Below are 22757 nucleotides of genomic sequence, written 5' to 3'. Positions count from 1 at the left end.
CCGGCACGCCGCCAGCGATGATCAACACAAGCGCCGACACGAATGAACTCACCGGTGCCGACCTGTCAGGAGGACGGGCGTTCCTCTTCACCGCGAGGTTCAGCCCAGGCGGGAGATCGACTTGAGCTCCAGGTAGCCGTTGAGGCCCTCGGGGCCGAGCTCCCGGCCCACGCCGCTGGCCTTGTAGCCGCCGAAGGGGGCGTTGGCCTCCAGCATCAGGCAGTTGACGCCGTAGGTGCCGGTGCGGACCTGCCGGGCGATGTCCATGCCGTGCTCGGCGTCGGCGGTCCACACGGTGCCGCACAGGCCGTAGTCGCTGTCGTTGGCGATGCGGACGGCGTCGGCCTCGTCCTCGTAGGGGATCACGGCCAGGACCGGGCCGAAGATCTCCTCGCGGGCGATGCGCATGTCGTTGGTGACGCCGGAGAAGACGGTGGGGGCGACGTACCAGCCGCGGTCGTAGGGGCGGTCGAGGCCGCCGATCGCGACCTTGGCGCCCTCGTCCATGCCGATCCTGATGTAGCCCTCGACCCGCTCCTGCTGGCGCTTGGCGACCAGCGGGCCGATGCCGGTCGCGGCGTCGGCGGGGTCGCCGACCTGCTGGGACGAGACCATCGCGGTGACCGCGTCGAGCACCTCGTCGTAGCGGTTGCGGGAGGCCAGGATGCGGGTCTGGGCGACGCAGGCCTGGCCGTTGTTCATCAGCGAGGCGATGGCCAGCATCCCCATGCTGGCGGCCAGGTCGGCGTCGTCGAGCACGATCGCCGCGGACTTGCCGCCCAGTTCCAGGCTGTAGCGCTTGAGCTGTTCGCCGCAGATGCTCGCGATGCGCCGTCCGGCCGCGGTGGAGCCCGTGAAGGCGACCTTGTCGACGCCGGGGTGGGAGACCAGGTGCTCGCCGGTCTCGCGGCCCGCGGGGACGATGTTCAGCACGCCCGGGGGCAGGCCCGCCTCCAGCACCATCTCGGCGAGCAGGTAGGCGTCCAGCGGGGTCTCCGGCGCGGGCTTGAGCACGATCGTGCAGCCGGCCAGCAGCGCGGGCGCGATCTTGGTCATGCTGACGAACTGCGGCACGTTCCACGGCACCACGGCGGCCACCACGCCGACCGGCTCGCGCCTGACGGTGATGGGGCCGAACAGGCCGGGGCGCTGGTCCTCCTGCTCGAAGGTCCTGCCGTACTCGGCGTAGAACTGGAGCATGCTCAGCGGCTGCGGGGCCTGGGCGAGCTGGGAGAAGGTGATGGGGGAGCCCATCTCCTCGGTGATGAGCGCGGCCATGTCCGCCTGCCGGGCGGCGTAGATCTCCGCCAGCCGACCGATGGCCTCGGCCCGCTCGGCGAAGGTCAGGCGCGGCCACGGCCCGTGGTCGAAGGCCTCGCGGGCGGCCGCGACGGCCCGGTCCATGTCGGCGGGTGTGCCGTCGGGCACCCGACCGACGACCTCCTCGGTGTGCGGGGAGACGACCTCGATGGTGCGGGTGCCCGCCGGGGTCACCCAATCGCCCCCGATGAACAGTTTGTCGTGCTGGCGCATGTTCGCGAGCCTCCTGTCGGTCTCCACTCTAGGAAACCGAACCATGTTCTGCCGGGGCGCGCAAGAGGGATACGGCTCGCCCGAGCCGTACCCCTCAGGGCCTGTCGAGCGTTACGGCTGGGCGCCCAGCAGGTGCTGCATGGAGCGCTTCACCAGGTCGGTCCGCATGGCCTGGGTGGTCAGGGCCTCCGCGCCGAAGCCGAGGTAGACGGTGTCCTCGGTGGTGATGCCGCCGCCCTCCTCGAAGACCTGGTCGGTGCGGAACCAGTTGTTGACCGAGGGCGCCGAGCCCGCGGGCGGCCCGGCCGCGGTCCAGCCGCCGAAGTCGGCCTCGAACGAGGTCTGCTCGGCCGTGGCGCCGTCCAGGGTCACCTTGGTGTCGTCCACGAAGACGCCGGCGCCCTGGGTGGCCCAGTCGCTGATGTAGGAGAGCGAGAGCTCGACCTTCTTGCCCGCGTACGGCGTCAGGTCGATCTTCCACTCCTGCCAGCCGGAGGAGTTGCCCGAGGCGGCGTGCCACGAGCCGGTGCTGCCGGTGGGCTCGCAGTTCGGGCCCTGGTAGTGGGTGGTGAACGGGTGGATGTCCCGCCAGTGCTGCCCGCCGGGGGTGCTGCAGGTCTGGCCGACGGACTGGCTGGTGTGGCCGTTGGCGTCGGGCAGCGTCGTCCAGTCGTCCTGGCCGACGGTGTGCGCCTCGACGGTGAAGAAGTCCCAGTCGGGCTCGGTGTCGCGGGAGACCCAGAACGACAGGTCGCCGCTGCTCTTCCCGGTGAGGTCGACGGTCTTGGTCACCCGCTTGTAGGAGACGTCGGCGATGCCGCTGTAGACGTCCCAGGAACCGGTGTGCGGGTCGAACGGGCCGCCGGGGCGGTCCCACTTGACCTGCGCGGAGCTGGCGAACAGCGGGAACTGCGCCTTCGGCAGGATCGCCGAGGTCGCCACGTAGGAGCTGTTCTGGCTGGGCTCCAGCGTGCCGCTGTAGCCCTCGAAGGCGCCGCCGAGGCCCTTGAGCGCGAACGGGTTGCCGGTGCCCGCGTCGGTGCCGCCGTTCTCGAAGTAGACGTAGGCGCCGAGGTAGTACTGCTGGAAGTCGTTGAAGACGGGGATGCAGGGCGGGTCCGACGGCTGGCCGCACTCGGGCTGGTTCGGCTGGTCGGGCTGGTAGTAGTAGCTGCCGTTGGCGTGCTGGGCGTAGTCGGCGAACTTGCCCGCGTGCAGCAGCTTGCCGCCCTCGTTGAGGTAGTCGCGGACCGCGAGCTCGGTGTCCACGCCGCCCTTGGAGAGCGTGCCGCCGACCTGGCCGGGCGAGCGCGGGATGATGTCGTCGCCGGTCTCCCAGACGACCGCCTGGTAGTGGCTGAGCACGCCGAGTGGGTGCGGGGCCTTGCGGCCCATCTTGTCCATGTCGTACACGTCGGAGCTGTAGCCGGCCTCGGCGAGGCTCTTGACGTACTCGTCGGCGTACTTCGCCTCGGTGACGCCCTGGACGGGGCTCAGGCCGGTGACGTCCTCGGTGGCCAGGACCAGCACCTTGCCGCCGATGTCGTCGGCGACCTTGTAGGTGAAGGAGGAACTGGTACGGGTCAGCGACTTGAACCAGACCTTGACCGAGTCGCCGGACTTGGTGCCGGTGATCTTGCCGCGGAGGCGGTGGTAGTAGCCGTCGTAGCCCTTGCCGTACCGCTCGCCGCCCTTCCACTCGCTGGTCAGCGCGGTCTTCGTGGGCCCGCCGTTCACCTTGTACTGCACGACCACGGGGCCGAGCTTGCGCTTGGCGTTGACCTGGACGACCTGGTTCTTGCCGTGGCTGGTCTCGAAGTCGTCGACCACGAAGTCGGGGGTCGTGTTGCCCAGGTGGCTCACCGGTTCGACCGGGTTGACCGCGGACTTGGCCACGTCGAGGGCGAACGGGATGTTCTTCTCGAACTCCGCCTGGACCAGCGCCTCGTCGTCGGGGAAGACGAAGCCGCAGCCCGCGCAGCCCTCGTTGAGCTCGGGGGTCCACGACAGCGTGCCGTACTTGGCGTGCGCCTGGTCGTTGGTGTCGCCGTTGGTGGTGTAGAGCTCGGCGCCCAGGTCGGGGTCGAAGCCGGGGATGGCCGGGTTCGCGTCGGTGCCCGAGAGCGCCTCGTAGACCGGGTTGTCGGCGGTCTCGGTGGCGATCTGGACGCCCAGCGGGTAGAGCAGCAGCGCGCCGTAGGAGTGGTAGTTCACCTGGAACTTGAAGCGCAGGCGCTTGAGCAGGCCGTCCATGGCCCTGGTCTCGGGCTCGCTGAGCGCGGCGGTGCCGCGGTAGGTCTCGCTGCTCGGGATGCTCGACGAGCCTTCCTCGTCGTAGTGGAAGTTCGTCGAGAAGTTGCGGTTGAGGTCGACGCCGTCACCGTTGGTGATCTGCCCGTCGCCGTTGATGTCGCGCAGGTTCTTGCGCCACAGGCGGTTGCCCTCGGTGAAGGTGAAGTCGTAGCCGTCGGGGTTGGCGACCGGCAGGAACCACAGCTCGGTGCGGTTCAGCATGCTCTTGAGCGCGTTCTTGTTGGCCACGACGTGCTTGAGCAGGCGCAGGTTGACCTCGGTCGAGATCCACTCGCGGGCGTGCTGGGTGGAGGAGTAGAACACCGCGGGCTTGATGCCGTCGGGCAGCACCCCGGCCAGGGTGCTCACCTTGACCGCGAGGATGTCCTTGCCCTGGATCGTCTTGCCGATGCTCTGCAGCTTGACGATGTCCTTGTTGGCGTTGGCGATGCTCTTGAGCTGGTCGGCGACGCCGCCCGGCTCAGAGTAGGACTTCCAGACGGTGTAGCCTCCGGCGGCCTGTGCCTTGGCCGCCTCGAGCTGGCTCTGGCCCTGCGGGTTGCGCACGGGCTCGGGTTTGTGGCCGAGCTTGGCCAGCCGGTCGAGGTCTACCTTCGCCGCGGTCAGTTCGACGTGCTCCTTGTCGCCCTTGATCTCCTGCTGGACGACGTCGAAGCCCTTCTCCCTGAGGGACTGCGCGGTGCCGAGAGGGCTGTCGAGTTGGTAGAGCTCCAGCCGGTCGGCCGGGGGTAACGGGTCCTCTGACGCGGCGGCCTGCCCCGCGACGAGGACGGTGGAGAGGCCGAGAATGACGGCCGTGACGAGAGCGAGTGGTCGAGACACGGTCTGCCCCTTCGCAGATACGAGTTGATCGGAATCTCGCTCGTTGCGATGACATGGACAAGGCCCAATTAATTACGCGCGTTTGTTAGAACCATCACAAAGTGGTAGATAGTTCGCCAAAGGCCCACGAGTTCCTCTGTTCGGGTGGCAGGTATCAAGATCATCTTCTATAGTCGCTCCGTCAGGGAGGGGAGGGGGAGCGTGAGATCCGGCCGTTTCGCCGTACTCGCCGCCGTCCTCGTCGCGCTGCTCGCCACCCCCCTGCCGCAGGCGGCCGAGGCCGACCCTGACACTCAGGCCAAGCTGCGCAAACTCACCAGGGACGCGGCCGCGCTGAACAAGCTCTACCGAGGCAAGATCGAGAGCCTGGAGGACACCAGGCTGGCCGCCAAGAAGGCCGCCGACCGGGCCACCTCGCTCAAGGCCCAGCTGGCCAGGGCGGAGGCCGAGGTCAGCCAGATCGCGCAGAGCACCTACATCGCCGGGCCGCTCGACATCAGCCGGCTGCTCAGCCTCAACGTCGAGCCGGACAAGGCGCTCGGGCAGGCGGCGAAGATGACCCACCTGAGCGACGAGCGCACCAACCGGCTCAACCAGGTCAGGGAGCTGATCGCGAACGCCGACAAGGCCCGCAAAGCGGCCAGGGGCAAGGTCGACGCGCTGCAGAAGGACATCAACAAGATGAAGGCCAAGCGGCGCGACGTGGAGAAGCTGCTGGCCAAGTACGGCTTCCAGACCCCGACCGGCGGCGCCGGACTGACCCCGCGCATGATCTCGGTGCGCGACGAGGTGCTGCGCAACTTCCCCATGCCCTACAACTACGGCTGCCTGCGGCCCGGCGACCCGGGAGAGCACGGCAAGGGCCGGGCCTGCGACTTCATGATGAGCTCGGGCGGCCGGATGGCGTCGGGCGCCGACGCGGACCGCGGCGACGCCCTGGCGCAGTGGCTGATCGACAACGGCAACCGGCTCGGCGTCATGTACATCATCTGGAAGCAGCGCTACTACGACATCCGTACCGGCGGCGGCTGGGACCCGATGTCCGACCGCGGCGGCACCACCGCCAACCACTGGGACCACGTGCACGTGTCGGTGTTCTGACCGGCTCCTGCTCTTGATCTCACCTTGGGGCGGCGAATAGGCCAGGATGGGGGCATGACGAGTACGCTTCGCCGCCGCCCGGCCCAGCGCCGCAGCGCGGAAAGGGTCGAGCGCATGCTCGACGAGTGCGCGCTCCTGCTCGACGAGGTGGGCTACGACTCGCTGACGACCAAGGAGGTGGCCCGGCGCGCCGAGGTGCCGATCGGCACCTTCTACCAGTTCTTCTCCGACAAGCAGGGACTGGTGCGCGCCCTGGCGCTGCGCAACCTCGACGCCTTCCTGTCCAGGATCGGCACCCGGATCGGCGAGACCCACCTGGGCCACTGGACCGACCTGATCGACCTGGCGATCGACGAGTTCGTCCTGATGAAGCAGACCACCCCGGGGTTCGCGATCGTCGACTTCGGCGAGGTGCGCGCGGCCCCCGGCGGCCCGACCCTGGTCGGCACCGACCGGATGCTGGACGCGGCGCTGGAGAACAACGTCATCGTCGCCGACCGGCTGCGCGCCCTGACCATCGACCTGCTGGGCGCCCCAAGCGGCGCGGGGCTCGACCGGGCGCTGCGGGTCGCCGTGGAGGCCGCCGACGCGGTGCTCAAGCTGGCCTTCCGCGAACGCCCCGACGGCGACCCCGAGCTGGTCGCCGAGTGCAAGCGACTCGTCCGGCGCTATCTGGCCGATCACCTCCTGTGACAGTTGACCTGGAGTGCACTCCAGGTGCCATGCTGCCGTGGTGAGCGTCTACACCCCTGCCGAAGTGGTCGAGGAGACCGGGTTCAGCCTCGACACCCTCCGCTACTACGAGAAGATCGGCCTGCTCGAACCGGTCGGGCGCAACGCCTCGGGCCAGCGTAGGTTCACCGAGCAGGACGTCGGCTGGCTCGGCACCATCCGCTGCCTGCGCGACACCGGGATGCCCATCGCGGAGATGCTTCGCTTCGCCCAGCTCGTCCGCCAGGGCGACCACAACATGGCCGAACGGGCCGCGCTGCTGGAGGAGCACGACCGCAGGGTCCAGGATCAGATCGCCAACCTGATCGAGCGCCAGCGCTACATCCACAACAAGATTGCCTACTACCGAAGCGTGGCCTGACCGGCGCTTGGGCGGCCGGCTGTTAGACCAATGGCCATGGCCGGTCCCAGGGCGAAACGGATCAACATCCCGCTGCGCCGCGTCGCTGTGCTGTGCGCCGCGATGATGTTCGCGGTGCTCGCCAACATCACCTACATCCAGGGCTTCCGGTCCGCCGGTCTGCTGGCCGACCCGCGCAACCAACGCCTGCTGATCGCCAGGTTCGACCACCCGCGCGGCGACATCCTCACCCGCGACGGCACGGTGATCGCCAGGAGCCGCCGGGCGCCGGGACGCTTCGAGTACCGCAGGCGGTACCCGGAAGGGGAGCTGTACGCGCCCGTCACCGGCTACGTCTCGCTCTACGGCGTGACCGGGATCGAGCAGGCCGAGGACGCCCGGCTGTCCGGCGAAGACCCGAAGGTGCGGGTCCGCTCGCTGGTCAGGGACGGCACCGTGGACGGCGCGGACGTCCGGCTCACCATCGACGCCGACGCCCAGCGGGCCGCCTACGAGGCCCTGCGCGGCACCGGCAGCCGGGGCGCCGCCGTCGCGATCGACCCGGCGACGGGCGCGATCCTGGCGCTGGCGTCCTACCCGTCCTTCGACCCGAACCGCTACACCACCTTCGACGCCGACCAGTTGACCAGGGCGGACCGGCGGCTGCGCGCGGACCCCGCCCACCCGCTGCTGAACCGGGCGCTCAACCAGAACTACCCGCCCGGCTCCACCTTCAAGATCGTCACGGCCGCGGCGGCGCTGGCCGCAGGCCACCACGTCTCCTCCACCCACGTCGCCTCGCCCGCCCGGATGCTGCTGCCCGGCACCGCCACCTACCTGCGGAACTCCGGCGGCGAGTCGTGCGGCGACGGGCGGCCGTCCCTCGCCTACGCCTTCCAGGTCTCCTGCAACACCACCTTCGCCGGTCTCGGCCTCGCCCTCGGCCAGAACGTCCTGGGGCGGCAGGCGGAGGCGTTCGGCTTCAACACCGACGACCTCGCCGTGCCGCTGCCGGTCTCCAGGAGCGTCTACCCCAGCGGCCTGGACCAGGCGCAGACCGCCATGTCGGCCATCGGCCAGCACGACGACCGGGCCACCCCGCTGCAGATCGCCCTGCTGTCGGCGGCCGTGGCCAACGACGGGACGCTGATGCGCCCCTACCTGGTGGAGGAGGTACGGCTGGCGGACGGCTCGACGATCCAGCGCGCCGAACCCGCCGAGTACCGCGCCACCATGGGAGCCGATGTGGCCAACCAGCTCACCGCCATGATGGTCGCCGTCACCCAGCCGGGCGGCACCGGGACGGCGGCGGCCATCCCCGGGATCGCGGTCGCCGCCAAGTCCGGCACCTCGGAGACCGTCGCCGGCGCGGAGGACCACGCAGTCTTCACCGCCTTCGCCCCCGCGGACGCCCCCCGGGTGGCCGTCGGCGTGCTGGTCGAACACGCCGGCTTCGGCGGCGACGTCGCCGCCCCGATCGCTCGCGCCATCCTGCAGGCCGCGCTGAGCTGAGCGCCCGGTCGCGCGGGCGGGCGAGGTTGGTGCCGGTTTGGGAGAACCGGATAGGGATCACGGGCATCCAACCAGGTATGACCGAAACGGCCTCCGTGCCGCCCTGGCAGGTTCGCTGCGCTGTCGTTCTGCTGTGGTCCGTGGTTCCGATCGGGTTAGTCGTCGGGGTGATCAACGTCGTCGCCGTCGCCGCGACCGACGCGGCCCTGCCGTACGCCCCGGTGGTGGTGAACGCGGAGGACGTGCCGGAGGCGCTGCGGCAGTTCGCCGGAGTCGCCCTGGAGCGGGCCGCGCTCATCGCGCTCGGGTTCGCCGCCGCAGCCCTGCTCCTCGGCACGCTCGCCTCGCTGGTACGGCGAGGCGTCCGCCGCCGTCCCGCCGCGCTCCCCCTCCTGGCCGGCGTGATCGGCACCGCCTACCTGCTCGGCCTCACAGTCGCCTATTTCGGCGACCCCATCAGCAGCTTCGAGCGCGTGCAAGGAGCTGACGCCCTCCTATCCGAGGTGCCGTTCGACATGGACGCGGCCACACCGCCCTGGTTCGCCCCCGCCCTCGCCGTCACCCTCACGGCGGCGGCCACAGCCCAGATCACCGCCATGGTCCTGATAGCCGGACGAACGACGACCATCTGGGTACGACGGCCGACGCCAGAGGAGGGCACCTCGGCCCGTGCCGCGGTCCTGGCCCAGCTCGGGCCCGCCTTCGTCGCGGTCTACGCGCTGGTCGGCTACGCCGCGATCTGGGTCGCCGGGGACGCGGCGGGCGGCGGCTGGTCGGTCCGGATGACGGCCGGGTCGGCGAACACGGCGACGACGGTGTTCACCACCATCCTCGGCTTGCTCGCCCTCCTGCTGACCTGGTGCGCCCGGCGCGCCCGCCGCGGGACCCCGGCCGGTGCGGGGTCGGGTGCGCTGACGTCGGCGGGCGTGCTCACCGCGCTCTACCTCCTCGCGCTGTACGCCGCCTGGAGGTTCAACGCGATCAGCCCGTACGTCCTCTCCGACGACCAGAGCGGCTTCAGCGAGGCCCGGCCCTGGTGGCAGCCGCCCGCCCTCACCCTCACCCTGGCCCTCGCCGCACTGGCCCAGGTGGCCGGCCTGGCCGGGCTCAGCGGTAGGCCGACGCCTGCAGCGAGTACAGGTCGGCGTACAGGCCGTCTAAGGTCATGAGCTGCTCGTGGGTGCCCTCCTCGACGACCTTGCCGTGGTCCAGCACGTAGATGCGGTCGGCGTAGCGGACGCTCGCCAGCCGGTGGGTGATCAGCAGGACGGTGCGCCCGTCGGAGTGCGCCCGGATGCGCTCGAACAGGGCGTGCTCGGCCCTGGCGTCGAGGGCGGCGGTCGGCTCGTCGCAGATGAGCAGCGGCGCGTCCCGGTGGAAGCCGCGGGCCACGGCGATGCGCTGCCACTGGCCGCCGGACAGCTCCTGGCCGTCCTTGAAGCGCCGGTCCAGGAGTGTGCGGTAGCCGTACGGGAGTTCGGCCACGACCTCGTCGGCGCCGGCCACCTCGGCGGCCGAGACCAGCGCCGCCTCGCCCTTGTCGGTGCCCATGGTGATGTTGTAGCGGGCGGTCAGCGGCCAGCGGGTGTGGTCCTGGGCGATGACGGCGGTGTTCAGGCGCATCGCCTCGGGAGGGACCAGGCGCAGGTCGAGGTCGTCCCAGGTGACGGTGCCGCTGTCGGGTTCGTACAGGCCGGACAGGATCTTGGCCAGGGTGGTCTTGCCGGAGCCGTTCTCGCCGACGAAGGCGACCACCTCGCCCTTGCCGATCTCGATGCTCACCCCGCGCAGCGCGGGGTTCTCGTTGCCGGGGTAGGTGAAGGTGATGTCCCCGGCCCTGATCAGCTCGAAGTCGGCGGGCGCCGCGGCGGGACGCGGCGCGGCCAGGCGCCGCTCGGCCCCGGCGCAGAAGTCCAGGAAGTCGGTGAAGTACAGGCCCTCCTCGTAGAGGCGGTTGGTGGCGTACATCAGGTTGGCGAGCGAGGTCTGCGCCGACCTGATCGCCAGTACGGCGGTGCCCGCGACCGCCAGCGGCACGGCCCCGGCCGCAAGCAGCAGGCCGAGCGCGACGTAGACCAGGCCGGTGCCGAGCCCGCCGAGCGCCTCGCCGACCAGCCTGGCGAACGTCTGCCGCCTGGCCAGCCTGAGCAGCACCTCCTGCTCGGCCCGGGCGACCGCGTCGTACATCCGCAGCAGGAATCCGCGCATGGTGAACGAGCGCACCTCGGCGGCGGCCCTGCGCTCGGCCAGCAGCTCGGAGATGATCCACTTGCGGCGGCTGACCGGGATGAGGGCGTACAGGGTGGAGTAGCGCATCTTGGCCGTGCGCACGGCGGCCCACGCGTCGGGGAGGACGGCGAGCACCAGCAGCGGCAGCAGCACCGGATGGAGCACGCCGAGCACGCCGGCCACGGCCACGATGCCGATGAGCGCGGTCAGCACGTTGATCGCGGTGGCCACGACGGCGTCGGCCATGGACACCCCGCGCGTCCTGGCCCGCTGGAGGGCGTCGTGGAACTCTGAGTCGTCGTAGGAGGCTAGGTCGACGAGGCTGGTCAGGCCGTACAGCCGCTCCTCGATGACGCGGGAGACCTGCGGGTCGAGGCGGGACTGCGCCCAGCCCGCGGCCGCCTGGGTGGTGGTGCGCAGCACCGCCGCGGCGGCGACCAGGATCAGGCTGGGCAGCGCCGCCGTGACCCGCTCGGCGGTCGGCCCCTCGCTGAACAGCGCGTAGAGCACGCCGGTGGTGGCCAGCAGGCCGAAGGCGGTGAACACGCCGCCGAGCAGGTTGAGCGCCACGGTGGCCACGGTGTCGCGGGGGCTGGCCCGCCAGGCCAGGCGCAGGGCCTGGCCGACCAGAGCGGGCAGCCGCCGGGCGATCGTCAGGAAGCCGACCTCGGTCAGCTTGTCGGTGTGCGCGTACCAGTCGGAGATGGATAGCTCGCCTAGTTCGAGTGGTTCTTCCGCGTCCGCCATGACTGCAGTGTGAGCTGAGTCACCGACAAATCTCCAGGGGTGTGAGTACGCCATGCGGCGGACGGTGATCGGTGGAACACTTCGAGTGATGCTCCAACGTCAGATCCACTCAGGCACCGTGAACGCGCCGAGCAACCTCCCGGTGGAGGCCAACGCGTTCATCGGGCGCGCGTCCGACGTCGGCGAGCTCCTCGACCTACTCGCGGCGGCCCGCGCCGTGACGCTGTGCGGCTCGGGCGGGATCGGCAAGACGCGGCTGGCGCTACGGGTGGCCCGCGAGGCCGCCGCCACGTTCGCCGACGGCGTCTGGCTGGTCGAGCTGGCCGACGTCGACAGCGGCGGCCGGCTCGCCGAGCATGTGGCGATGGCGCTCGGCGTGACCGCCTACGGCGCGGTGGACGCCACCCAGGCGGTGGTGTCGGCGCTGGCCTGCGGGCGGCAGCTGGTCGTGGTGGACAACTGCGAGCATCTGATCGACGAGTGCGCGCGGCTGTGCGCGCGGCTGCTCGCCTCCTGTCCCGAGCTGCGGCTGCTGGCCACCAGCCGCGAGCCGCTGCGGGTGCAGGGGGAGACGGTGTGGCGGGTGCCGCCGCTCTCGGTCACCGCGACCGCCGACGCGCGCAGCGACGCGGTGCGCCTGTTCGTCGACCGGGCCGGCGCGGCCAGGCCCGACGCCCGCTGGAACGGCGCCGACGGCGAGGCGGTGGCCGCGCTCTGCGCGGCGCTGGAGGGCATCCCGCTGGCCATCGAGCTGGCCGCGGCGATGACCAGGGTGCTGTCGGTCGAGCAGATCACGGCCCGGCTCTGCGACCGCTTCCACCTGCTGACCAACGGGGCGCGTACGGCTCCCGCCCGCCAGCGCACCCTGCTGGCCACGGTGGAGTGGAGCTACCGCATGCTCACCGGCCCGCAGCAACTGCTGCTGCGGCGGCTGACGGTCTTCCGTGGCGGCTGGACCCTCGGCATGGCCGAGCGGGTGTGCACGTCCCCCGGGCTGCGCGTGGAGCAGGTCCTGCAGACGCTGACCGAGCTGGTCGACAAGTCCCTGGTGCTGGCCGACGAACTCATCGGCGAGGAGGTCCGCTACCGGATGCTGGAGACCGTCCGCGACTACGCCAGGCAGTTGCTGCCGCCCGGCGCGGGCGACGACGGCCTGCGCCAGCGGCACCTGCTCTGCCTGTGCGAGATGGCCGCGCACGGTGGCGAGCTGATCGCCCAGCGGTCGCGCTCGACCTGGCCCGAGGTGTGCCGGCAGATGTCGATCATCGACGCGATGCAGCCCAACCTCTACGCCGCGATGGGCTACGCGATCGCGACCGGCCAGATCGAGCGCGGGCTGCGGGTCTGCACCGACCTGCACTGGGCGATCATCAGCGGCGGCCGGTTCGACGAGTACGTCCGGCTGCTCGACCGGCTGCTGGAGAACGCCGCCGCGGCGCCGCCCGGACTCGTCGGAGAGGCGTTGGCGCTGCGCGCGGCGCTGTGCTACTTCGGCGGAGACGCCGGGCCGGTGGTCGAGCTGGCCACCAGGTCGCTGAGCCTGTCGAGGCTCGGCGGCAACCGGACGGGCGAGGGGCTGGCGCTGATCGTGCTGTCCATGTTCGAGCCGCGCGGCGCCGAGGAGTCGCTGCGCCGGGCCTTCGAGCTGGCCCGCGAGGCGGACGACGGCTACCTGGAGGCGTTCGCCCTGTACGCGCAGGCCATGCGCGCCCAGCTCGCCGGGCGGCTGCGCGAGGCCGAGCGCGGCTACCTCCTGCTGCTGGACAACCAGCGCGACGCCAACGACTGGGGCATGGCGATGGCGATCATCGGCCTGGCCGAGCTGGCCCACGGCCGGGGTGACCTGGCCGCCGCCATGGACCACTACGAGCACGCCCAGAGGCTGCTGGACACGCTCGACTACCGGGGCGAGCGCATCCGCTGCCTCAACGGCCTCGGCCGCATCGCGATCGAGCTGGGCGACGTCGAGACCGCCCGCGCCAGGCTGGCCGAGAGCCTGAGCCTCAGCAGCGGCCTCGGGCGCCGGGCCACCGCCGTGGAACTGGTCGGCGCCTTCGCCGAACTGGCCTGCCTGGAGGGCGACCACTGCCGTGCCGTACGGCTGGCGGGAGCCTCCGCCGCGCTGCGGCAGCGGATGGGGGTGGCCGAAGGGGCCGGGGTGGGCACCCGCGCCGAGGCGATCACCGCGGCGGCCCGGAGGGAGCTGGGCGAGCCGATGGTGGCACGGCTGTGGAGCGAGGGGGTGACCCTGCCGTGGGCCAGGACGGTGGAGTACGCCCTGTCCGATCCCCCCTCGGGCAGGCCGGTGCCGCCGCTGGCGGAGCCGGTTCGGGCCGCCCCGGCGGGGGTGCTCACCGAGCGGGAGCGCGAGATCGCCGCGCTGATCGCCCGCGGCCTGTCCAACCGGGCGCTGGCCGACGAACTGGTGATCAGCCCGGCCACGGTGGCCAGGCACGTGTCCAACATCCTGGCCAAGCTCGGATTCACCTCCCGGATCCAGGTGGCGGCCTGGGTGATCGAGCATGTGGGCGGGCCACGCGGATAGCACGGCGTACACAGGTGGCGGGCCGGGGCGCGCCCGCCTACACATCCCCGCCCGTCGCGTATACACCCTCGAATGGCCATCTCGGCGCATGCGCGCGGCCGGTCGCCCGCCTAGCGTTCTCGATGTGATCGACCGGCGGCGCAGACCTCGTCCCCAGACCTCAGGGGCGCTCACGCCTGAGGCCGCGTTACCGGCCGGTCCTTCGGGGACGTCGCGTACCTCGCTCGCCGGATCTCCTCGGAGGGGTGGGGGTTCGTGCACGGGTGCGCGACAGCGGGCTCGAGCCGCGCAGGGCTCGGGCCCGCCCAACCATGGGAGAGCCCTCGATGAATACACATCGCTCTACATACATCGGGGGATGCTGTGTCCCACGGGCCGGGCATACCGTCTGCGGTATGACGCCGACACCCACCCCGTCGGCCACAGGCACCGTGATCCGCGAGGTGTTCGGCGGGGCCTACGACCGAGGCGACCGCCCCGCCCTCATCGACCTGCGCGGCGGCCTGGTGTACGGCTACCGCAAGCTGGTCACCGAGGTGACCGTGGCGGCCTCGGGGCTGGTGCGCAGGGGCGCCAGGCGCGACCAGGTGGTGGGCGTGCTGGTCAGCACGGCCTGCGCGCAGACCCTGGCCGTGCACACGGTGCTGGCGGCCGGGGGTGTGGCGGCGCCCGTCGACCCGGCGCTGCCGCCGGAGCGGGTGGCCGAGCTGCTGAACGGCTGGGACGCGCGGATGCTGATCACCACCTCGGACCTGGCCGACACGGCGGTCCGGGCGGCCGACCAGTCCAGGGTCAGGCAGGTGCTGTCGTTCGGCGACGCGCTGGACACCATCGACTTCGCCGACCTGTTCGGGCTGGAGCCCGCCTCGCTGCCGTCCATCGACCCCCGGACCCAGCAGGCCGTGGTGACCGCGGGCGGCGTCCCGCTCACCCACCGGGCGGTGCTCGCCAGGATGGCCGAGCTGGACGTCCCGGCCCGGCTCACCGAGGCGGACGTGCTGCTGGTGACCTGGCCGCCGGACGGCGGCTACGACCTGGTGGCGCTCATCGGCCTGGCCGTCGCCAGGGGAGCGCTGGTGGTGGCCGCCCACGGGCTGGGCCTGGCCGACCTGCCGGCCACCGTGCACGACTTCGGGATCACCGTCACCGCGCTGCCCGACGGGTCGATCGAGCGGCTCTGAGCCGGAGAGAGCGCTCCCCGGCTATGCCGAGCTGTTACCACCCACGCCTTGACGCCCCTGTGGGCGGAATGCGTTGATGGCCCTACTGACAACGTTGTCAAATCGGTCTCGGGGGTCGGAAAAGGACGGTGCGAGATGCGACGACGATGGCTGGTGACCGTCGCGATCACCATGACGAGCGTGCTCGGCCTGACCGCCTGCGGAGGCGGGGGCGGCACGCCCACGGACAAAGCCTCCGGCGGCGGGGGCGACGCCAAGAAACAGGTCGAGGTCTTCTCCTGGTGGACGGGCCCCGGCGAGGCCGACGGCCTCAAGGCGATGCGGGCGATCTTCGAGCGGGAGAACCCGAACCTGACCTTCTTCGACGCGGCGGTCGCGGGCGGGTCGGGCGACAAGGCCAAGGCCGTCCTGCAGTCGAAGCTGCAGGCCAAGACCCCGCCCGACAGCTTCCAGGGGCACGCGGGCGCCGAGCTGCAGGGCTACATCAAGGCCGGTGACCTGGAGCCGCTGAACTCCCTGTACGACGAACTCAAGCTCAGGGACGTCTTCCCGGCCCAGCTCGTCGAGCAGATCAGCACCGGCGGCCAGATCTACTCCGTGCCGGTGAACATCCACCGCTCGAACGTGCTGTGGTTCAACCCCGCCGTGCTGAAGGAGGCGGGGGTCGCGGGAGCGCCCAAGACGATCGAGGAGTTCATCGCGGCGCTGGGCAAGGTGAAGGCCAAGGGCAAGATCCCGCTCTCGATCGGCTCGGAGTGGACGGTCACCCACCTGATGGAGAGCGTGCTGCTCGGCTCGCTCGGCACCGACGCCTACAACGGGCTGTTCAAGCCCGGCGCCAACTGGGCCGACCCCGCGGTGACCAAGGCGCTGGACAGCTTCAAGACGATCATGTCCTTCGCCGGCGACCCGCAGGACGACTGGCAGCCGGCCGCCCAGCAGGTGGCCAACGGCGAGGCGGCCTTCAACATCATGGGCGACTGGGCCTACGGCTACTTCCACAACCCGCCGGAGGGCGGCCTGGGCAAGCAGTCGAAGACGGACTTCGACTGGGCGCCGTCGCCGGGCACCGAGGGCACGTTCCTGTGGCTGTCGGACAGCTTCACGCTGCCCAAGGGCGCCAAGAACCGGGACGGGGCGGTGGCCTGGCTGAAGGTCGCGGCGAGCAAGGAGGGGCAGGACGCCTTCAACCCGAAGAAGGGCTCGATCCCCGCGCGCAAGGACGCCGACACCTCGCTCTACACCGACTACCTCGCCGACTCGCTGAAGGACTGGGGCGGCGACAAGCTGGCCGGGTCCATCCAGCACGGCGTGAGCGTGAACCAGCCGTGGCTGGCCTCGATCAACGAGGCGGTCGGCCTGTTCCTGGGCACCAAGGACGTGGCCGCCCTGCAGACCGCGCTGGCCGACGCGGCCAAGGCCAACACGCAGTGACGCTCGTCACCCTCGCCTCACACCCCCTGGAGGGGGCGTGAGGCGGGTCCGCGCCTGGCTGCCGGGCCTGCTGCTGGTGGCCCCGTCGATCGTGGCGATCGGCGTGTTCGTGTACGGCATGCTCGGCTGGAACCTCCGCCTGGCCATGACCGACCAGCACGACGAGCTGAGCGAAGGGACGTTCGTCGGCCTGGACAACTTCGTCGGCATCTGGGACCAGCCCCGGTGGCACCTGTCGGTGCAGCACGCCGTGCTGTTCACCGTCGTGTTCGTGCTCGGCGCGCTGGTGCTGGGCTGGCTGCTGGCCTTCCTGATGGAGAAGGGGATCAGGGGCGAGGGCACCTTCCGGGCGATCTACCTGTTCCCGATGGCGATCTCGTTCGTCGCGACCGGGATCGTCTGGCGCTGGCTGATGAACTCGGGGCAGGACGAGCGGGCGGTCGGCCTGAACCGGCTGTTCGATGTGATCGGCCTGCCCCAGTGGGAGTGGTTCAGGAATCCCGACTGGGGCATGGCCGCAATGGCCATCCCAGCAATCTGGCAAATGTCCGGATATGTCATGGCGTTGTTTCTGGCGGGGTTCCGGGGCGTGCCCGAGGAGTTGCGGGAGGCGGCCCGGGTGGACGGCTGCACCGAGTGGGGGGTCTACCGCCACATCGTGCTGCCGCTGCTGCGCCCGGTCACGCTGACCGCGCTGATCATCCTCGGCCACATCTCGCTCAAGGTCTTCGACCTCATCGTCGCGGTGTCCGGCAAGCAGATCATCACCGACGTGCCCGCCGTGTTCATGTGGGTGGCGGTCTTCGACTCCCACGACCCGGCCAAGGGGGCCACCATCGCGTCGTACATCGTGCTGAGCGTGGCGGTCTTCGTGATCCCCTACCTGATCTGGTCGGTGCGCAGGGAGCGGCGCCGGTGAGCGCGCGGGCGGTGTCGTGGGTCAGGTTCGCGCTGCTGATCGCCTTCGTGCTGGTCTTCCTGATCCCGGTCTACGTGCTGCTGGTCACCAGCTTCAAGCCGCTGAGCGAGGCCTCGCCCGGCCAGGCGTGGAACCTGCCCGCCACCTGGACGCTGGAGGCGTGGCGGGTGGCGTGGGAGAAGCTCTCGCCCGGCCTGCTGAACAGCGTCCTGCTGGCCGTGCCCGGCGCGCTGCTGTCGTGCGCACTCGGCTCGCTGAACGGCTATGTGCTGTCGAAATGGCGCTTCCCCGGCGCCGACCTGCTGTTCACCCTGTTCCTGTTCGGCATGTTCATCCCCTACCAGGGGGTGATGATCCCGCTGGTGCGGCTCCTGGTGAACCTCAACGAGGTGACCGGGCTGCAGGGCGTGTTCTACGGCGGCATCCCCGGGCTGATTCTGGCGCATGTGGTCTACGGCATCCCGATCTGCACGCTGATCTTCCGCAACTACTACGTGACGATCCCCGACGAGCTGATCGAGGCGGCGCGGGTGGACGGGGCCGGGCTGATCCGGGTGTACCGGTCGATCGTGCTGCCGGTCTCCGGGCCGGCGATCGCGGTCGTGATCATCTGGCAGTTCACCTCGCTGTGGAACGACTTCCTGTTCGCGGTCTTCCTCACCGGGCCGCAGAGCTGGCCGGCCACCGTGCTGCTGAACAACATCGCGGGGGCGCAGGCCACGCCGTACAGTCAGCAGATGGCGGCGGCGCTGCTGTCCTCGATCCCCACCATGCTCATCTACCTGTTCCTGGGGCGCTTCTTCATGCGCGGGCTGATGGCGGGGGCGCTGAAAGGTTAGGGGGCGACGCCCGTGGCCAGGGCGTCGCCCAGCGGGGTGCGGGCGTACAGGACGCTGCGGCCGGTGCGGGTGCCCAGGATCAGGCCCGCCGCCCGCAGGGCCGCGAGGTGGCCGCCGACGGTGCCGAGGCTCTGGCCGAGCAGCGCGGCGAGCTGGGTGGTGGTCGCGGGCTCGGCCAGCTCAGCGAGCAGGCGCGCCCGGGTGCGGCCGATCAGCCGCCGCAGCCCCTCGCCGCCGGGGTGCGGCATGGCGCCGACCCCGCGCGCGGGATAGACCAGCGCGTACGGCCAGGCCTGGTTCAGATAGGCGCCCAGCCGGGCCCCGAACACGGTCGGCACGAACAGCAGCCCGCGCCCGCCGGGCCGGTGCCGCCCTCCGGCGCTGAGGCGCAGCTCGATCACGCCGTCCCGCCAGCGCACCTGCGAGCTGAGATCGTCCAGCGCGGCGGCCCAGCCGAACGTCGCCAGCCGCCCGGCCCGCTGCACCACGTCCCGCTCCAGCACGGCGCGGAAGCGCGGCCACGCCGTGGAGACGATCTCCTCCCACAGCGCCTCGAAGCCGTCGGCCACCAGCCGCACGACCTCGTCCCCGAGCAGCGTCCGCCTGGTCGCCTCGGGCACGCGCGGCAGCTCGGCCAGCACCCGGCGGACCTCCTCGTGCGCCCGCTCGACCGGGGTGGCCCGCACGGCGGCCAGCTCCAGCTCGAACGGCACGTTCACCCCGGTCGGCGGCGGCGCGATGAAGTCCACGTTCGCGTTCCCCCGATTCCCGGAGATCGCCAGCGCCGCCCGCAACCCGGGAAACCCCCGTTCGAGCCCCCGGTACGGCTCCCGCCACCGCTCCACGAACCGGCGGTGCACCCCCGCTTCGTGCTTGCCCGCCAGCACCCACAGCGCGTGCATCGTCTCGATGAGCGGCGAGATGGCGAAGCGGCTGGCCGCGACATCCTGCAGGCTGACCTCAATCGTGGTCATATTTCACGACCTTTCGCCTATTTCCGAAAGCTTAGCCGGGGCGTGCCCGGCCCCCCGAGCATCGGAGGTGTGACAGAGGTGTCCGAGCGTGGAGCCACGTTCAAAGACGTGTTCGCGGTCAAGGAGTTCCGGGTGCTGTTCGGCAGCTTCGCGCTGCTGGTGGGCGGCGACTCGGTGAAGATGCTGGCCCTGTCCGTGCTGGTCTACGACAGGACCGGCTCGCCCGGCCTGTCCGCGGCGGCCTACATGGCGGGCTGGCTGCCGTACATCTTCGGCGGGCTGTTCCTGCTCTCGCTGGCCGATCGCCTGCCGCCGCGCGGGCTCATGATCGCCGGTGAGGTGGTCCGGCTGGTGGTGTGCCTGCTGATGGCGTTCGCGGGGCTGCCGGTGTGGGCGATGCTGGCGCTGGTCCTGGTCAGCGGGCTGTTCTCGCCGGTGTTCGGCGCGGCGCGGAACGCGCTGCTGCCCGACCTGCTGCCCGGGGACGCGTTCGTGCTGGCCCGCTCGCTGCTCGGGGTGACCTCGGCGAGCGCGCAGATCGGCGGGATGGCCCTGGGCGGCGGGATCCTCGCGCTGACCGGTCCGGCGGGCGCGCTGGCCCTCACCGCGGGGTTGTCCGCCGTGGCGGCGGTGGTGCTCAGGTTCGGGCTGCCGTACCGGGCGGCCAGGAACGCGGGCGGGCGGGGGACGATCAGGACCACGCTGCGGGTGAACCGGGGGCTGGCGGCCGACCGGCGGGTGCGGGGGCTGCTGCTGGCGATGTGGGTGCCGGTGATGTTCCTGGCGGGGGCCGAGGCGGTGCTGGTGCCGTACCTGGGGGCGGCGGCCGGGGTGGCGCTGGCGGCGGCGGCCTGCGGGATGGCCGTGGGGGAGTTCGTGGTGGGCCGGTTCGTCGCGCCGGGGACCAGGGAGCGGCTGTCGCTGCCGCTCGCCGCGATGATCGGGGTGCCGTGGCTGGGGTTCGCGCTGCAGCCTGGCGTGGTGGTCGCCGCCGCGCTCGCCGCGCTGTCGGCCGGGTGCATGGCCTACCAACTGGGGTTGCAGCGCCGCTTCGTGACGGCGGTGCCCGAAGACGTGCGCGGGCAGGCGTTCGGCCTGCAGTCGGCGGGCCTGATGACCGGCCAGGCGGTCGGCGCCGCCCTGGTCGGCGGGCTGGCCGAGGTGACCGGTACGCACCAGGCGATCGCCGTCTCCGGGGGCCTGGCCATCCTCGCCGCGCTAGCCCTGGCCCGGCCGCTCCGCCCCGAGCTCCCCTGAGCCGCGCGGGACGAGCCTGACGGGCAGCGTCAGGTGCTCGGCGGGCCCCTGGTCGCCGCCGATCCGGCGGAACAGCAGCTCGGCGGCGGCCCGGCCGAGGCCCGCCGGGTCCTGGGCGATCACGCTGACGCCGGGGGTGAGCAGATCGGCCAGCTCGAAGTCGTCGAAGCCGACCAGCGCCAGCCGCCGTCCGGCCAGGGCGCGCAGGGCGGTCACGGTGAGGCGGCCGTTGCCGGTGAACACCGCCGTGGGCGGGTCCGGGAGGGCCAGCATGCGCTCCAGGTCGGCGCGCAGCCGGTCGAGGCCGGGCGGGGCCATCGAGACCAGGCGGTCGTCGGCCAGGTCGCCGAGGGCGTCGCGGTAGCCGTACAGGCGTTCGGCGGCCGTGAAGATGGACGGGCTGTCGCCGAGGAAGGCGATGCGGCGGTGACCGTGGCGGCGCAGGTGCGCCACGGCCAGCCGCGCGCCGCCCGCGTTGTCGCACAGCACCGTGTCCACGTCGAGGCCGGGGCCGGGAGGGCGGTCGAGGAACACGGCGGGCGTGCCCGCGTCCAGTTCGGGACGCAGGTAGGAGTGGTCGGATCCGGCGGGTACCACGATCAGGCCGTCGACGCGCCGGGCGCAGAAGGTGAGCACCAGCTCGCGCTCCCTGGCCGGGTGCTCGCCCGAGGAACCGCTGAGCACCAGGCTGCCGTGCCTGAGCGCGACGTCCTCGACGGCCCGGGTGACGCCGGAGTAGAACGGGTCGGCGACATCCTCGATGACCAGTCCGACACTGGACGTACGGCCCCGCCGCAGCACCCGCGCGCTCTCGTTGCGGCTGTAGCCGAGCCGCTCGATGGCCGTCCGCACCCGCTGGGCGGTCGTCGCGTTCACCCCGGGCTCGTCGTTGACCACCCTCGACACGGTCTTCAGCGCCACCCCGGCCGCGGCGGCCACGTCCTTCATCGTCGGTCTCACACCTGGATCATTTCTCACCCGCGGACCATGGACAACGTTGTCAGGGATCGCAGCGCGTGGTCGCGTCCACGCCCAGATCCAGCGGGCCAGAGGTGAACGATGAGCCGTCCCCGGCCGGGAGATATCGTTTCCCGCGTGCCTGAGACGCCGTGGAGATCGGCCCTTCTGGTCGCCGGGTTCGTCCTGGCCGCGCTGAACATGCGCCCCGCCCTGGCGGGGATCTCGCCGCTGCTCGACGAGATCATGACCGATGTGGGGCTGACCCCGGCGGGCGGCGGCGCGATCACCACGGTCATGGTGGTGTGCCTCGGCCTGTTCAGCGCCCTCACCCCGATGCTGGCCAGGCGGATCGGTCTCGACCGGACCCTGCTCGCCGCCCTGCTGCTGCTCGCCGCCGGGATCGCGGTGCGCAGCCTCGACGGGGCGCCCCTCCTCTACCTGGGCGCGGCCGTCGCGGGCACCGCCATCGCCATCCTCAACGTCGCCATGCCCGGCATCGTCAAACACCACTTCCCCGGCAAGATCGGCGTGTACACGGCCGTCTACGTCACCGGCCTGGTGGCGGGCGCCTCCGCGGCCTCCGCGCTGATGATCCCGCTGGAGCGGGCCACCGGCTACGACTGGCGCGGCGCCTCCGCCCTGCTGGCCGTGCCCGCCCTGGCCGCCGCCGCGCTCTGGCTGCCCCAGACGTTCCGTAGCGAGCGGAGCCCCGGCAACGGCCCGCGGCATTTCGCCGCCCTCATGCGCAGCCCCGTCACCTGGTACGTCACGGCCTTCATGGGCCTGCAGTCGATCACCTTCTACATCGTGCTCGCCTGGCTGCCGACCATCTTCCAGGAGGCCGGGCTGCCCGCCGACCAGGCCGGATACCTGCTCGGCCTGACTAACCTGGCCCAGGTCGCGGCCACGCTGACGGTGCCGCCGCACGCGGGCCGGGCCCGCTCGCAGGTCCCGCACGTGGCCGCCGCGGCGGTGCTGACCATCGCCGGGTACGCGGGCGTGCTGCTCGCGCCCACGACCCTCCCGTGGCTGTGGATGATCGTGCTGGGGCTCGGCCAGGGCGCCTCGATCGCGCTCGCGCTGCTCATCATCACGCTGCGCGCGCCGGACGCCTCCTCGGTCACCGCGCTGTCGGCGGTGGCCCAGTCGTTCGGGTACGCGCTGGCCGCGCTCGGGCCGGTGCTCATCGGCGTGCTCCGGCAGGTGTCGGGCGGATGGACGGTGCCGCTGCTGGCCGGGCTCGCCCTCTGCCTGATCCAGTTCACCGTAGGCGTCATGGCCGGTCGCCCTCTGCTACCTTAGGTAAGGCTAACCTTTTT

The 22757-nt window shown here is 71.4% G+C and carries 17 protein-coding genes; 12 read left to right on the top strand and 5 right to left on the bottom strand.

Annotation, left to right across the window (positions count from 1 at the left end):
* Positions 1-99: 99 nt before the first annotated feature.
* A complete protein-coding gene (locus tag ABZ911_RS36325; RefSeq protein ID WP_358066787.1) occupies positions 100-1533 on the bottom strand; it encodes an aldehyde dehydrogenase in 1434 nt (477 codons plus the stop codon).
* 111 nt (positions 1534-1644) lie between these two features.
* A complete protein-coding gene (locus ABZ911_RS36320) occupies positions 1645-4668 on the bottom strand; it encodes a M14 family zinc carboxypeptidase (RefSeq protein ID WP_358066784.1) in 3024 nt (1007 codons plus the stop codon).
* Between the two features lie 201 nt (positions 4669-4869).
* Here ABZ911_RS36320 and ABZ911_RS36315 point away from each other — a divergent pair, with 201 nt between their 5' ends.
* The 5 genes from ABZ911_RS36315 (at position 4870) to ABZ911_RS36295 (ending at position 9522) form a co-directional block, all read left to right on the top strand.
* On the top strand, positions 4870-5769 hold the full coding sequence (locus ABZ911_RS36315) for a hypothetical protein (RefSeq protein WP_358066781.1): 900 nt from the start codon (positions 4870-4872) through the stop codon (positions 5767-5769).
* 54 nt (positions 5770-5823) lie between these two features.
* On the top strand, positions 5824-6462 hold the full coding sequence (locus tag ABZ911_RS36310) for a TetR family transcriptional regulator (protein WP_358066778.1): 639 nt from the start codon (positions 5824-5826) through the stop codon (positions 6460-6462).
* A gap of 40 nt (positions 6463-6502) precedes the next feature.
* Positions 6503-6862: a MerR family transcriptional regulator gene (locus ABZ911_RS36305; RefSeq protein WP_358066775.1), complete on the top strand. Its 360-nt coding sequence runs from the start codon at positions 6503-6505 to the stop codon at positions 6860-6862.
* Between the two features lie 36 nt (positions 6863-6898).
* Positions 6899-8353, top strand: coding sequence for a penicillin-binding protein 2 (locus ABZ911_RS36300; RefSeq protein ID WP_358066772.1), 1455 nt, complete (start codon positions 6899-6901; stop codon positions 8351-8353).
* 77 nt (positions 8354-8430) lie between these two features.
* A complete protein-coding gene (locus tag ABZ911_RS36295) occupies positions 8431-9522 on the top strand; it encodes a hypothetical protein (protein ID WP_358066769.1) in 1092 nt (363 codons plus the stop codon).
* On the opposite strand, the gene ABZ911_RS36290 is transcribed toward ABZ911_RS36295, so the two are convergent.
* Positions 9461-11329: an ABC transporter ATP-binding protein gene (locus ABZ911_RS36290; protein ID WP_358066766.1), complete on the bottom strand. Its 1869-nt coding sequence runs from the start codon at positions 11327-11329 to the stop codon at positions 9461-9463. The two genes, ABZ911_RS36295 and ABZ911_RS36290, sit on opposite strands and share 62 nt — an antisense overlap.
* Positions 11330-11417: 88 nt before the next feature.
* Here ABZ911_RS36290 and ABZ911_RS36285 point away from each other — a divergent pair, with 88 nt between their 5' ends.
* The 5 genes from ABZ911_RS36285 (at position 11418) to ABZ911_RS36265 (ending at position 18247) form a co-directional block, all read left to right on the top strand.
* A complete protein-coding gene (locus tag ABZ911_RS36285) occupies positions 11418-13874 on the top strand; it encodes a LuxR C-terminal-related transcriptional regulator (protein WP_358066763.1) in 2457 nt (818 codons plus the stop codon).
* A gap of 395 nt (positions 13875-14269) precedes the next feature.
* The gene (locus ABZ911_RS36280) at positions 14270-15055 is read left to right on the top strand and encodes an AMP-binding protein (protein ID WP_358066760.1); all 786 of its coding nucleotides are present in this window, start codon (positions 14270-14272) and stop codon (positions 15053-15055) included.
* Positions 15056-15190: 135 nt separating this feature from the next.
* Complete coding sequence (locus tag ABZ911_RS36275) at positions 15191-16489, top strand: ABC transporter substrate-binding protein (protein ID WP_358066758.1); 1299 nt, start codon at positions 15191-15193, stop codon at positions 16487-16489.
* A 37-nt stretch (positions 16490-16526) separates the two neighbouring features.
* The gene (locus ABZ911_RS36270) at positions 16527-17408 is read left to right on the top strand and encodes a sugar ABC transporter permease (RefSeq protein WP_358066755.1); all 882 of its coding nucleotides are present in this window, start codon (positions 16527-16529) and stop codon (positions 17406-17408) included.
* Complete coding sequence (locus ABZ911_RS36265; protein WP_358066752.1) at positions 17405-18247, top strand: carbohydrate ABC transporter permease; 843 nt, start codon at positions 17405-17407, stop codon at positions 18245-18247. The genes ABZ911_RS36270 and ABZ911_RS36265 overlap by 4 nt, the downstream gene beginning before the upstream one ends.
* Here ABZ911_RS36265 and ABZ911_RS36260 read toward each other — a convergent pair.
* Entirely contained in the window at positions 18244-19221 is a 978-nt protein-coding gene (locus ABZ911_RS36260) for a helix-turn-helix domain-containing protein (protein WP_358066749.1), read from the bottom strand. The two genes, ABZ911_RS36265 and ABZ911_RS36260, sit on opposite strands and share 4 nt — an antisense overlap.
* A gap of 78 nt (positions 19222-19299) precedes the next feature.
* Here ABZ911_RS36260 and ABZ911_RS36255 point away from each other — a divergent pair, with 78 nt between their 5' ends.
* The gene (locus ABZ911_RS36255; protein ID WP_358066746.1) at positions 19300-20478 is read left to right on the top strand and encodes an MFS transporter; all 1179 of its coding nucleotides are present in this window, start codon (positions 19300-19302) and stop codon (positions 20476-20478) included.
* Here ABZ911_RS36255 and ABZ911_RS36250 read toward each other — a convergent pair.
* Complete coding sequence (locus ABZ911_RS36250) at positions 20440-21438, bottom strand: LacI family DNA-binding transcriptional regulator (protein WP_358066743.1); 999 nt, start codon at positions 21436-21438, stop codon at positions 20440-20442. The genes ABZ911_RS36255 and ABZ911_RS36250 overlap by 39 nt on opposite strands.
* A 135-nt stretch (positions 21439-21573) precedes the next feature.
* Here ABZ911_RS36250 and ABZ911_RS36245 point away from each other — a divergent pair, with 135 nt between their 5' ends.
* Positions 21574-22740 carry an MFS transporter gene (locus ABZ911_RS36245; protein ID WP_358066740.1) on the top strand — a complete coding sequence of 389 codons (1167 nt, stop codon included), beginning with the start codon at positions 21574-21576 and terminating at the stop codon, positions 22738-22740.
* Positions 22741-22757 lie beyond the last annotated feature (17 nt).

This window comes from Nonomuraea sp. NPDC046570 (genome assembly GCF_040645915.1).
Lineage (GTDB): Bacteria > Actinomycetota > Actinomycetes > Streptosporangiales > Streptosporangiaceae > Nonomuraea.
Note: the sequence above shows the minus strand (reverse complement) of the source record. Positions and strands in the feature narration are given on the sequence as shown.

Excerpts from the sequence above, each read along its gene's own strand:
- ABZ911_RS36280 (WP_358066760.1), top strand. The coding sequence starts at position 14,270 with ATGACGCCGACACCCACCCCGTCGGCCACAGGCACCGTGATCCGCGAG.
- ABZ911_RS36310 (WP_358066778.1), top strand. The coding sequence starts at position 5,824 with ATGACGAGTACGCTTCGCCGCCGCCCGGCCCAGCGCCGCAGCGCGGAA.
- ABZ911_RS36285 (WP_358066763.1), top strand. The coding sequence starts at position 11,418 with ATGCTCCAACGTCAGATCCACTCAGGCACCGTGAACGCGCCGAGCAAC.
- ABZ911_RS36295 (WP_358066769.1), top strand. The coding sequence starts at position 8,431 with ATGACCGAAACGGCCTCCGTGCCGCCCTGGCAGGTTCGCTGCGCTGTC.
- ABZ911_RS36275 (WP_358066758.1), top strand. The coding sequence starts at position 15,191 with ATGCGACGACGATGGCTGGTGACCGTCGCGATCACCATGACGAGCGTG.
- ABZ911_RS36300 (WP_358066772.1), top strand. The coding sequence starts at position 6,899 with ATGGCCGGTCCCAGGGCGAAACGGATCAACATCCCGCTGCGCCGCGTC.
- ABZ911_RS36290 (WP_358066766.1), bottom strand. The coding sequence starts at position 11,329 with ATGGCGGACGCGGAAGAACCACTCGAACTAGGCGAGCTATCCATCTCC.
- ABZ911_RS36260 (WP_358066749.1), bottom strand. The coding sequence starts at position 19,221 with ATGACCACGATTGAGGTCAGCCTGCAGGATGTCGCGGCCAGCCGCTTC.
- ABZ911_RS36325 (WP_358066787.1), bottom strand. The coding sequence starts at position 1,533 with ATGCGCCAGCACGACAAACTGTTCATCGGGGGCGATTGGGTGACCCCG.